Genomic DNA, 12,289 nt, shown 5'->3' with positions numbered 1-12,289 from the left:
CCCATTTCTTATGAACATACGTACTACACTACTCGCCCTCGTCGCCGTGCTGGGGGCTAGCTCCTGCGGAGACTGGTATGTCGATCGCGATGAAGCCCACCTCCTCGGCTACCCGAGGGTCTGCGATCAGATCGTAAGCCGACCGATGCGTTCTGTCGTGCAGACGCATTCGTTTGGCAAGAATACGTACACCAGCCGACGTCTCTATATCGTAGAGAATGAGGCGGTCCAAGCCGAGGACTTTGTCCTCTGGGTGATGACAGGAGCACCCTGGTTGCGAGAATGGGTTCAGAGAGACCCCAGCGAGCAGGCTAGGAGCCACTGGTATGAGTCTCTGGGTCGAGGAGAGCACGGGCTCGCTCCTCGCAATAGCGAACTGGAGCGTCAGCTGGCTCGTGACTACAACAATAGACCCGAGGCGAGGGGACGGAAGCCTAGGATCAGCCGTGATCGGATCATATCGGGGCCTCCCCCCACGCCTTGGCCTTATCGGGTTACGGGGGTGAAGGACTTCCGTATCATATCCCTCTCGCCCCTCTTCGGGCAGCCTGCGGAGAGCTCGCTGAACGACCACTTTATCATTGATGAGTTCAGTCCTCGTCAGATCATCTCCTACCGCCGAAAGGCACTCCTCTGGGGCTATTCGGACAAGGATAAGGTGACGAACATTCGGCAGTGGCTCTCGATGGAGCCGATGGCGCCGCCTACGGTGATGTTTCGCCTGAAGAGTCGCCCCGAGGAACTCCCCATCAAGACCAAACTGGTCTCCATCCTAGAGACCACGGAGGGCAAGGAGCTCCGAGACACGCTAGAGGTAGAGCTGAGATGAGCACATCCTCCCACTGATACTACACAGACACGACATATAAAACTACTCCATACTAATATGAACATACGTACTACACTACTCGCCCTCGTCGCAGTGCTGGGGGCTAGCTCCTGCGGAGATACATACATCCCAAGGGAGAGTGCGACCTTACACTTCCGTCCAAGGGTATGCACCCAGATGTTTACCCTACCCCTAGAGGATGTCGAGGTGGTAGAGGATGTTTTAGGTAAAGTCTATCGTCGCCACGAGTATGTGCGCATAAAAGGGAAAGCTGTCGAAGCCAGCAAGTTTCTTCTATGGATGATGACCGGAGCTGATGACCTAAAGGATACTAGATTGGATTATCCTGAGATGGAAGCTCTGACCTACCAAGACCAGTATGACTTGGATCATCCTGGGCGAAAAAAGGCACCACTTCTTGCTCCCTCGATTCCCCAGCTAGAGCGTCAGTTAAGGGAGGACTTTCGGATATGGGTTGGTGGATCGAGGAGCTTGGCCTCGGGCAGCAAGGGGGTAGATGCTGTCGCTCGTAAGACTTGGCCCTATCGGGTTACGGGGGTGAAGGACTTCCGTATCATCTCCCTTTCGCCTCTCTTTGGGCAGCCTGCGGAGAGTTCGCTGAACGACTACTTTATCATTGACGAGTTCAGTCCCCGTCAAATCATCTCCTACCGCCGAAAGGCTCTCCTCTGGGGCTATTCGGATAAGGGTAAGGTGACGACGATCAGGCAGTGGCTCTCGATGGAGCCGATGGCACCACCTACGGTGATTTTCCGCTTCAAGAGTCGCCCCGAGGAGCTCCCCATCAAGACCAAACTGGTCTCCATCCTAGAGACTACGGAGGGCAAGGTGCTCCGAGACACGCTAGAGGTAGAGCTGAAATGAGCACGAGACTTATTGTCCTCCTCCTGGCGCTCACAGCCCTCGTCTCTTGCACCGAGGAGATCAATATTCGCCCTCGGGCGGAGGTGCAGGTCGTCGCCTCCTGCGTCCTGGCCAATACCGATCTCCAGCGTCTCAAGCTCACCTACAGCAAGGAGATGGGGCAGGGGCATTACTTCGATGAGGTAGAGCAGGCCACAGCGACCCTCTATGAGGAGGGGACAGCTGTCGGTGTCTTCACCAAGGCAGGCTATGGGGACTGGGAACTCCACTTCCGCCCTACGCCTGGGCGTCACTATCGGCTGGAGGTGGAGGTGCCCGGGCGTCCTACCCTCCGTGCGACCACTACGATGCCCTCTCCAGTGGCCGTACGGCGCAAGAGGGGGCGGCGTAGCCCTACCACACGCACCTTCATCCAGAGGCAGCTTAGTGAGCCCTATTGGATTCTCTGCCTGCGCTCTAGCCTCAAGGAGCTCCCCGCTGACCCCCAGCGCCTCCCCACTCTGGAGCAAGATCCGAAAGTAGATCTCTTCAAGGAGATCGCCACCGACCATAGACGTGTAGACCAGTTCAACGGCATAGGAGAGCTGAGCAAGTGGGATCCAGACCATCAGCAGGCTGCCCTCTATCACTACTATACACGTGTCGTCCCACCTAGAGGAGGGGAGAAGGAACTCCCCTATGAGTTCGTCGTACAGCATCCTCCGGTACAGGCCTCCTTCGTGGTCTTCCGTGCAGCCTCGGTCGAGTATGACCGCTACCTGCGCTCGGTGATAGAGAAGATGCAGTTCTATGAGAGTGAGGGCGATCCATCAGCATGGTTTGACCAAACGGTCGTTTATTCCAATATAGAGCATGGCCTAGGCATCTTCGGAGCTTACTATCAGACGGCCTACTACTATCATGAGGCACTACCTATATAATATATGGCACAGCATATCAGGCAGACGGGTGTCACAGGGCTACTCCTTGGGCTCGTCCTGCTCCTCGGGCTACAGAGAGCCGAAGGGCAGCACTACAATGGTCGCATACGGGATAGAGAGACCGCACGTGTCGTGTCGGGAGTCGAGGTCCTGACGATGCAGGGGCATCGCCTTGCGTGGACGGATGGACAGGGGCAGTTCGCCTTTGACTATAGTGTAGATAGTCTACGTGTGATCCTCTTGGCCGATGGCTATCGGCAGCAGGTGGCTCTTCTCCGATCGGGGCAGAGGGCAGAGCTCACTCTCGATCCACGGAGGACGGAGCTCCGAGAGGTCACAGTGGTGGGGCGAGGGGTCACTCGTGGCAATAGCACCTTCGGCTACTCCCCAGCGGATGTCAAGGGTTTTGCCACCCTAGCAGGCGAAGTCGATGTGATGCGCTACCCTCAGATCCTGCCTGGAGTCTCTCAGGGCATGGAGGGTGGTATGGGCTTCTATGTGCGAGGAGGCGGTAGCGGGAACAATAGGACGGAGCTGGACGGCGTGCCGATCACAGCCCCTACGCACCTCTTCGGGCTCTTCTCGGTCTTTCACCCCGATATAGTAGGGCAGTCCACCTTCCAGATGGGTGGGATCACTGCCTCCTCGGGGGACTTTACCTCTTCCCTCCTACAGATACGTAGCCGTAGGCCTTCCTCGGGCAGAACTCGGGGTGCCTTTGCCCTATCCCCTCTGATGGTGGGTGGGGCACTAGAGGGGCGACTCATCGGAGATCGACTCTCCTATCAGGTGGCAGGGCGCTCCTCCCTCCTTCGTCCCGAGTACCTCCTGCTGAAGGCGCTCTCTAGCGAGGAGGGCGTCACGGGGGACTTCAACGCTCAGGTACAGGATCTCTATGCCAAGCTCCACTATGAGTTCTCTCCCCAGCATTCGGCCGAGGTCTGGCTCTTCGGGAGCAACGACTACCTAGCCTATCTAGGCGAAGAAGAGCGGGATGTCGATCGGAACAAGGTCACCATAGGCTGGACCAATAGGGCGGTCAAGGCCAGCTGGATCTATACCCCTCAGGATCGTCTACGGCTAGAGACCTCTGTGTACTATACCGACCATGCGACGAAGCAGGGACAGCACAGCTATGATGACAAGGATAAGAGGGGGCTCGTCCTCGGCTCGACCAAGAGTGAGCTGGCCCTACGTAGCCACCTCACCACCCGAGTCCGTAGCATAGATCTTGGGGCAGGGATTGACCTGCGCCGACAGCATTTCCACCCGATGATGCAGTCCCTATCCCTAGAGGAGACGAGGACGGTGGATGGGAGCCCGAGGGGAGGGACTACGCTAGCTTCGCTCTATGCCGAGGGCGACTACAAGGCTACAGCCTATGGCCTGCAAGGAGGTCTACGCTATGACCTCTTCCGAGATGCCGATGGGCATATCTTCCATAATCTCGATGTCCGTCTCAAGGGGCAGGTGCCACTCACTCGTACCCTCCGCCTAGAGGCGACCTACGACCGCCTCACCCAGTACCAGCACACCCTAGAGGGGCTCCCCGTAGGATGGGCGCTTGACCTGCTGATGCCTGCCTCTCGTCGCTTCCGTCCCGAGCACTCCGATCAGTGGTACCTCGGGGGTGTCTGGAGTACACCTACGTTCTATGTCACCATCGGGGGATACTACCGTCATCTCACGGGGCTCACGGCCAACCGCAGTTGGCTCAACCACTTCTCCCAGCGCAATGTCTCCTGGGAGCAAGATGTCCTCACGGGGCGGGGTCGCTCCTATGGCCTGGAGGTATGGGCGGAGAAGCGTCAGGGACGGCTCACGGGCTCACTCTCCTATACGCTCTCTCGGACGACCCGCACCTTCCCCGAGCTCAACGGGGGACGAGCCTATCCCTTTAGCTACGATAGGACACATATCCTCAATGTCCAGTCCCGCTATGAGGTGCTCCGTACCGCACGACGTGAGCAACACCTCTCTCTGGCGGGCTATCTGACCTCGGGGAGTACGATGACGATCCCAGTGGCGAGCTATCAGGCTGAGGAGCTCCCCTTCTGGAATGCACAGGTGAGCGGAGGTAGTAGCTCCTATCTGTGGGACTATCATGCCACCACTCGTACGCAGATGTCCTCACTCAATGCCTATCGGCTGCCCGCATATATGCGCTTTGACCTCAGCTATGCCTTCCTCTGGCACAGACGTCGGGTGAGCCATGAGCTCACGATCGGGATCTACAATATCCTCAATCGGAAGAACCCCTATCTCATCTTCTATGAGCGCAATAGCTGGCGACAGCTCAGCATCCTCTCCCTCGTCCCCTCGGTGCGCTGGGAGATGCGCTTCTAGCGTCAGTGAGGGGAGTGGGGGCTCGGTCGGGGAGGAAGAGAGGGGGGCGATGGTGGGGGTGATGAAAATTTTTTGAGTTTGGGGGAGAGGGCATTGTGATATGTACCTATGGGGGTGATTTGGTGGGACAAAAAGTCTGCTCTACCTTTGTCATGTCGAGAGGGAAGAAGCCCAAGACGAGGCCCTCGCATCTGTTGCTCACTCTATATATTCAGTGGTGCACCCAGCGAGCTAGAGACTGCGAATCCCCGCCCTGTAGCACACAGCTCTCCCCACTCGGCGATGAGTTAATTCTATTTATTCATTTTATATACTCATAGACCATGATTGAGTTTCAAGTCAAGTCCAAGAAGGCAACTCTTGGCAAGAACAAGGGTCAGACGATCTACTTCGCACAGCGTCTAGCCCATCCCCGAAAGAGTCTGTCGGATATCGAGCGTTCGGTCGCCTTTGCCACGACGCTCACCCGAGCTGATGTCCGGGCGTGTATCGTCGCCCTCACCGATATCGTGGAGGGCTACCTACAGGATGGCTTCGCAGTCGATCTCGGGGAACTCGGGATGCTCAGCCTGATGATCTCCTCCCGACAGTTGCTCAAGGAGGAGGACGTCTCCGCTCAGACGCTCCGTGCGCCACGTGTCCGCTACTTCCCCAAGTCTAAGATCCGACAGGCTGCCCGTGCCGCCTCGCTCAGCGTAGATAACCCCAAGGCTAAGGGTGCAAAGACACCCAAGACGCCCAAGGTACCCTCTCAGCCCGGTGGTGGCGGTGTAGGGATCTAGTCCTTCTCCTCATCCTCTGAGCCCCTAGGGCTCCCCTTTAGCGAACCCCTCCCCAGTTCGACTGGTGGAGGGGTTTGTCGTTAGAGCTAGTCGTCCTGTATGCGCCTTACCCTGCGTGGCTCCACCCTCTATCGTTCACTTTTTCCTACCTTTGATAGTGATGTCGGTACGGGTACCCTTAGCTGCGTATGTGGATGAGGTGTAGCGTACGGACTTAGTCGTGTCTTCCCTTAATAGCGACCCCTTATGCGATACATATCCCTTGTCCGAGGAGCTCTCCTCGTAATCCTTCTTGGATGCCTAGCCTTACATATCCCGATGGAGCTACAAGCCCAACGAAAGACCCAAAGCGCAGAAGCACTGATCAAGGAGATCAAGCGAGCGCAGGAGGAAGACCTCCCTCGCAGTGCGATCAAGGCAGCCGAGGAACTCTCCCTCCTCGGGCAGAACCAGCACAACCTCTATCATATCCTCATAGCACAGGATGCCATCTGGCAGAACTGGAGACGCATCGACCAAGAGCATCGTACAGGGCTCTTCCGCACGCTCTATGAGCTACGGGGATCATCCTGGCTCGGGCGATATGAGCAGGCCATGCTCTCCCTCTATACCCTATACAGCTATGAGCGTGTACGTCCCTCATACTTCTATCAAGAGGATATCCTCCGCTCCAAGGCGAAGGACAGCACCCTCTACGACCCCACCTCCTGGACGAGCCTGCAGTATCAGGAGCGCTATCAGGAGCTGGTGGAGAAGCTACGCCGATCACAGGAGGTCCTCAACGAGCCTCTCGGGAAGTATCGGGAGCTCTTCGGCGACGAGCCAGTCGTGGGAGTCGAGACGCTGGGTACAGAGCTCCTAGGTCAGCTAGCCCTCCTCCATGCTCGGGAGCGTAGGGAGCAGACCCGCTATGCCACGTTCTTCACCGAGGCCATGGGCTGGATACGACCTATCGCTGAGGGGGGGAGTAGTGTCTACTTTCGGAGCTTTGTGGACTTCCACAGCCTCCGCCTGCAGCTCTCGCCCGAGAAGGGGAAGCTGACGAATGCACGAGCCGAGGAGCTCATCTATGCCTTCGCCCACAAATACGTCTCCACCCCCGAGATCAGCAATTATATCGCAGCGCTGCGCCAGTACTACCCACGCCGAGGGGTCGCCTATGCCTCGTTCCTCGAGTTCTTCATCCAGCGGGCAACACGCCTCTTGGCCAAGGAGCAGAAGGAGCTCCGTGAGGCTCACCGTAATGCCCTCGCCTATACCTATGATATGCACGTGCCCGCACGCGTCACGGGGAGGGATACCCTCACCGTAAAGCTTCCCAGCTGCTATCTCGTGAGTAAGGTGCGCCTCTGTCTCTATGCTGCTCCGAAGATCCTTCGCCCAGACCAAGTGTCGTGGAGGCTAGGCGACTTCGACAAGCCCTTGCAGGAGAAACACCTTACCCTCACCCTCGATAGTCTCGGCTATTCAAAGGAGCAGACGATCGAATTCCCGCTACCACGAGTGGGGAACTACTGCGTGTACATAGAGGTCACCCCCGATCCACGGGCTACGACAGGTACACCCACCGATGAGGAGTACTTTACCTATACGAAGTACCTTACCCTCGAGCGTATCAACACGACGAATGGCTCTCGTCTGCAGTGGCTCGAGGCCATGACGGGTCGCCCCCTCGCCTCCACCTGGATCAGTCTCTATGAGGAGGCCGACCGCAAGGATAATACAGAGCCTGAGTACACCCTGCTGAAGAAGCTCAAGACGGATGCTCTCGGGCTACACTCGGTGGATGAGGATGCCGAGCTGTATGCCCTAACGGATGCCTCTGACCCCCTTAGAGTCGATGATGGGGAGATCTATGAGGAGGAGCCTGATGAGGACTTTACCTACGACCCCAATGTACGAGCCGATATGATCTGGATCACCCCCGATCGTCCCGCCTATCGTCCCGGACAGACCGTACGGGTCTATGGCTGGACAGCCGAGGTAGGACGCCTCATAGAGACGGCTCGGTCACTCACTGGTAGAGCTGTGCTCGTACGCCTCTATGATACCAATAGCAAGGAGGTCGCTCGGCGAGAGGCTGTCCCCAGCCGATGGGGAGACTTCGCCGTGGACTTCACCCTGCCTACTGACCGCCTCTCGGGGCGGTACTATGTGCGAGCCTTCTTCCAGCAGGCGGCACGCCCCGGGGTCTACACAGCCCGCTCGGAGGCTCAGACCTTCGAGGTGGCAGAGTACAAGCGACGTGCGACAGAGCTTCTCCTCACGCCCCCCGATCCTCCCTATCAGGTCGGTCAGACCGTGTCGATCCCAGGGCAGGTACGTACCCTGAGTGGTACGGGTGTCGCAGGAGCGAAGGTGACCTACCGCCTCGTGGCCAATCGCTACTCCTGGGCTCCCTGGGGTGAGGGTGCCCGTGGCGGAGACAATAAGATACTCGTCGATAGTGTGCTGACGACCGATGTTGAGGGGCGCTTCGTCATCCCAGCGAGCCTTCGTGAGGTCGAGCAGACAGCCGATGAGCGGTCGGAGGACGAGCTCTTCTCCTGGTACCGCTATCGTCTGTATGTGAGCACGACGGATGGTACGGGCGAGAGCCACAGCGAGACGATCAACCTACCCGTAGGACGTAGCGTCAGCGCTATCCAAGCCTGGATCTCCCCACTGATTAACAAGGAGCAGGAGGATGCGATCCTGACCTTCCGTAGGTATGGCTACGACGAGGGCAATGAGCCTCTGTCCGTCTCCTACAGCATTCGTCAGGACAGCCGAGAGCTACACAAAGGCAAGGTCCAGCTCGATAGCATCATCCACCTCAAGACCCTCTTAGCCCCCCTCTCGGCTGGTCGCTATACGCTCACCTATTCCACTGACTATGGCCGAGGTGTGAGCTATGAGGGCAAGCGTACCTTCTACCTCTACGATGGGGCACGAGACCGACGTCTACCCGGGATGCGCTTACCTCTCTTCATCCAGCCAGCCTCCGGGACTTATAGCTCTACCCGCCCTGCTCGCATCTACTGGATGAGTGGGCTAGAGGGAGGATATGTCTTCTACGAGGTGAGCTATCAGGGTGGTCGTATCGCAGAGGGACTCCTTCGCTCTCGAGCAGAGGCCATCAACGTCTTCGATGCCCCCCTGCCTAAGAATGGCTTTACTCCCGACCAGCTGGACATCCACTTCTATATGGTGCACCATGGCGTCCTGACCCAGCGTACCGCTACGATCCGTCGTGAGCAACCCAAGCGATCACTGACCCTCAAGTGGGATACCTTCAGAGATCGTATCCTAGCAGGGGGGCAGGAGCAGTGGAGCTTCACCCTCAGCCACGAGGGGAAGCGTGTGGATAGTGCCTCTGTCGCTGTATGGATGTATGATGCCTCCCTCGATGAGATCGGGCATCTCTCCCTAGACTATGATCGTCCTCTGATAGGTGCACTCTCTATCGATAGCCTCTCCAGCGACTTCTACCGATCCCATATCCGATTCCACCTCGGGGGGAGTGTGCCCACACCACCCTGGCTGCAGCAGCTCAAGGATGACGAAGCCAAGGGGGACTTTGTCTACCCACCGAAGCCCGTCACGCCCCCCGTCAAGGCTGATGATGAGTATGACCAAAATGTGATCTCCGATGACTCCTATGATGGGGGACTCCAGATGGAACTCTCCGGAGCTCTCTATGGGGCGAGAGCGATGAAAGCTTCGTCAATAAGCATACGAGGCTTGGCCTCTGTGAGCAGCCCTCAGCTAGAAGAGGTGATGGTGGTTGGCTACGCCTCTAAGGACACTCAGGATGAAGTCCTAAAGCCCGATGAGATAAGGGTTCTGTCGAATGATTCTAAGAATGATCCTAAGCCTCGTCGGGTGGATGCCACAAAGCTGGCTCCGCTCTCTATACGAACGAACTTCAATGAGAGTGCCTATTTCTACCCCTTCCTGCGCACAGATAAGCAGGGTAAGGTCAGCTGGAGCGCACGTGTCCCCGAGACCCTCACCCGCTGGAAGCTCATAGTCCTAGCCCACACCTCCGATATGAAGCTCCTCCGGCATACCGAGAGCATAGAGGCCTACAAGGACTTCAGCGTACGCCCCAATGTCCCCCGCTTCCTCCGTGAGGGGGATAGTGTCCGCATCTCCACCACCGTCTCTAATGGGTCGAAGGTCGCCCAGCGAGGTCTCTTCACCCTAGAGCTCTTTGAGCCCAAGACGAAGCGGACGCTCTGTAGCCAAGAGCAGAGCTTTGATCTCTCAGCAGGGCACTCGACCGATATCGTCCTGCCCGTCAGTGGCTATGAGGGGCTTGACTCCGTCGGGCTACGTGTCATCGCCCGAGGGAAGACCTCCTCGGACGGCGAGCAGCACCTCGTACCCGTCATCACGGATCAGGAGGAGATGACGGAGAGCCTTGCCTTCAACATCAGCCGACAGGGACGACACGAGATCGTCCTAGACAGTCTCTTCCCACAGAATGGCTTTGTCCCCGAGCGTGGGCGATTTGACCTGCGTATAGAGTCCAACCCACTGTACCTAGCCCTCTCTGCCCTACCCGACCTCGGCTACCTCAAGGGAAGCTCGGCACTAGATGCTGCCGCAGCCCTCTATGCTCAGTCGGTGGCACTGGAGGTGTCGCATGCCGAGGGCTTCCGTGAGTGGTTCGAGGCACGCTGGAATGCCCTACCTGCTGCCCAGCGTGGTCGTCTCAGTGCCGATGATAGTCTGAAGCTCCAGACGGGTGCACAGACCCCGTGGATGGATGTCGCCGATAGAGAGGCCGCACGTGAAGCCACACTGCTGAAGTACCTTCAGAACCCCTCGAGGGAAGTGCCCCTCTCCCGCATCCTGCAGCAGCTCTCCGACCTCCAGCTCTCCAGCGGTCTGTGGAGCTGGTATCCAGGCATGAAGGGGAGCCCCTATGTGACGGAGAGCGTACTACGCCTACTGCTACGTGTCCCCTCCTATGATCGACTGGAGCAGGCTGATCGCCTGCGGGTTCAGGAGCTTGTCCGCCGAGGCTTCCGTGGCATAGAGGCTAGTATCATCGAGGAGTATCGGAGGGCGCTTAGACTAAAGAAAAAGAATTCCTACTCCTACACCGATCTGGACTACCTCTACCTCGTGGCACTCGCCGAGCATCGAGGGTTCTACAAGCCCGAAGGGGAGGTGCGTAAGGCTCATTCCTTCTTCTACACGGAGCTCAAGCGGATGGCGCACAAGCTCCCTCTCTCGGAGAAGGCCTTGGCTGCCGTAGTCTTTGCCTACGGACGAGACGCTTCGCTGGCCAAGGGGCTCATCGCTTCGCTACGTGAATATCTCCAGCAGGATAAGACGGGGATGTTCTATGCCAATAGGGTCTTCCGTGGCTACTTCTGGATCAACCGCACGATGCCGACGATGACCAGCACGCTGGAGGCTATGCGGGTCGTCTCCCCCGAGGCTGAGCGGGAGACCATGCGGGAGATGCAGCGCTGGATCATCAATCAGAAGCGAGCGACCTCCTGGAACTCCTCCCTCTCCACCGCCGAGGCGATCTATGCCCTCTCACTAGATATAGATGGGGGCAGTGGCACTCGCCGAGCCAATAGCTCCTCGGTCGAGCTCCCCTTCACCGATGGTCAGGTCTATCGCTGGGAAGGTGCGTATATAGAGGCTTCCCGACCCTTCACCGCCACCTCTCGCCCTGAGCGAAAGATGGCTGTCACGACGCAGGCCGATGGAGAGGTATGGGGCTCTGCCTTTGCTCGCTACACGATCCCTACGAGCCAAGTGGAGGCACGAGGGAAGGAGCTGCAGATAAGCCGTGAGACCTTCGTCCAGACGCTCCGTGATGGCAAGCCTACACTCCTCCCCCTCACCGAGGGCTATGCGCTGAGGGTAGGTGACCGCTTGACGACGAAGATTACACTTCGCCTGACGCAGGATCTGGACTTTGTCACCCTACGTGATCCTCGTCCAGGCTTCGCAGAGCCTATTGTACAGACGGCTAGCTACCAGTGGGGAGCAGGTACGGGCTACTATGTAGAGCCGAAGGACAAGGAGACGAACTTCTACTTCGACCATCTCCTCAGAGGGGAGTATGTCCTAGAGTATGAGCAGTACGTCACACGCACAGGACTCTACTCGGGGCTCGTCACTCGGGCGCAGTCGGCCTATGCCCCCGAGTACTCAGCACACACAGCCGCCTCACCTAGACAGCTCGTCCAGCAGATGAGGTAACCCAGCTTTGGGTACATAATGACGACGAGGGGGAGGGCTCACGAGAGCTCTCCCCCTCGTCGTCTCTAGGGGGCGGTGTCCCTAGGGGTAAGCACACGGATGGGAGGGACGGTGCGAGACGTGGGGATGTGTGCGGGGGAGGGCAGGGTCGATCCCTTAGATTTGCAGAGGGGATACTTCTGGTCTGATGCATGAAATCACAATAATGCGAGGTCGTCAAGGAGCATACGCCGAAGATAGAAGTATCTATCTCCTAGTGTAGATATGCCAAGCGAATACCTCCTACCTAGGAGGGATGAGTGTACACGTGTGTA

Annotated in this window: 6 protein-coding genes; all 6 read left to right on the top strand. The window is 57.9% G+C overall.

All coding sequences use genetic code 11. From position 1 onward, the window contains the following. The first annotated feature begins 10 nt into the window (after positions 1-10). The 6 genes from QZ554_RS04260 to QZ554_RS04235 all read left to right on the top strand — a co-directional run bounded on the left by QZ554_RS04260 (position 11) and on the right by QZ554_RS04235 (position 11,975). Positions 11-829, top strand: a complete 819-nt coding sequence (locus tag QZ554_RS04260; RefSeq protein ID WP_297194631.1) for a hypothetical protein — start codon at positions 11-13, stop codon at positions 827-829. A gap of 57 nt (positions 830-886) precedes the next feature. Further along, complete coding sequence (locus tag QZ554_RS04255) at positions 887-1,714, top strand: hypothetical protein (protein ID WP_297194630.1); 828 nt, start codon at positions 887-889, stop codon at positions 1,712-1,714. Continuing rightward, positions 1,711-2,634 (top strand): DUF4249 family protein, encoded by a 924-nt coding sequence (locus tag QZ554_RS04250; protein ID WP_297194629.1) that lies wholly within the window; start codon positions 1,711-1,713, stop codon positions 2,632-2,634. Before QZ554_RS04255 ends, QZ554_RS04250 begins: the two co-directional genes overlap by 4 nt. Before the next feature lie 3 nt (positions 2,635-2,637). Further along, on the top strand, positions 2,638-4,980 hold the full coding sequence (locus QZ554_RS04245) for a hypothetical protein (RefSeq protein WP_297194628.1): 2,343 nt from the start codon (positions 2,638-2,640) through the stop codon (positions 4,978-4,980). 323 nt (positions 4,981-5,303) lie between these two features. Continuing rightward, complete coding sequence (locus QZ554_RS04240; RefSeq protein WP_297194627.1) at positions 5,304-5,762, top strand: HU family DNA-binding protein; 459 nt, start codon at positions 5,304-5,306, stop codon at positions 5,760-5,762. Positions 5,763-6,008: 246 nt separating this feature from the next. Next, complete coding sequence (locus QZ554_RS04235; RefSeq protein ID WP_297194626.1) at positions 6,009-11,975, top strand: alpha-2-macroglobulin family protein; 5,967 nt, start codon at positions 6,009-6,011, stop codon at positions 11,973-11,975. Positions 11,976-12,289: the final 314 nt, after the last annotated feature.

Source organism: uncultured Porphyromonas sp. (assembly GCF_915070105.1).
In the GTDB taxonomy this organism is placed as follows: domain Bacteria; phylum Bacteroidota; class Bacteroidia; order Bacteroidales; family Porphyromonadaceae; genus Porphyromonas.
Note: the sequence above shows the minus strand (reverse complement) of the source record. Positions and strands in the feature narration are given on the sequence as shown.

What these genes read in the sequence shown, in the direction of transcription:
- QZ554_RS04255 (WP_297194630.1), top strand. Translation starts at nt 887, where the DNA reads ATGAACATACGTACTACACTACTCGCCCTCGTCGCAGTGCTGGGGGCT.
- QZ554_RS04250 (WP_297194629.1), top strand. Translation starts at nt 1,711, where the DNA reads ATGAGCACGAGACTTATTGTCCTCCTCCTGGCGCTCACAGCCCTCGTC.
- QZ554_RS04260 (WP_297194631.1), top strand. Translation starts at nt 11, where the DNA reads ATGAACATACGTACTACACTACTCGCCCTCGTCGCCGTGCTGGGGGCT.
- QZ554_RS04245 (WP_297194628.1), top strand. Translation starts at nt 2,638, where the DNA reads ATGGCACAGCATATCAGGCAGACGGGTGTCACAGGGCTACTCCTTGGG.
- QZ554_RS04235 (WP_297194626.1), top strand. Translation starts at nt 6,009, where the DNA reads ATGCGATACATATCCCTTGTCCGAGGAGCTCTCCTCGTAATCCTTCTT.
- QZ554_RS04240 (WP_297194627.1), top strand. Translation starts at nt 5,304, where the DNA reads ATGATTGAGTTTCAAGTCAAGTCCAAGAAGGCAACTCTTGGCAAGAAC.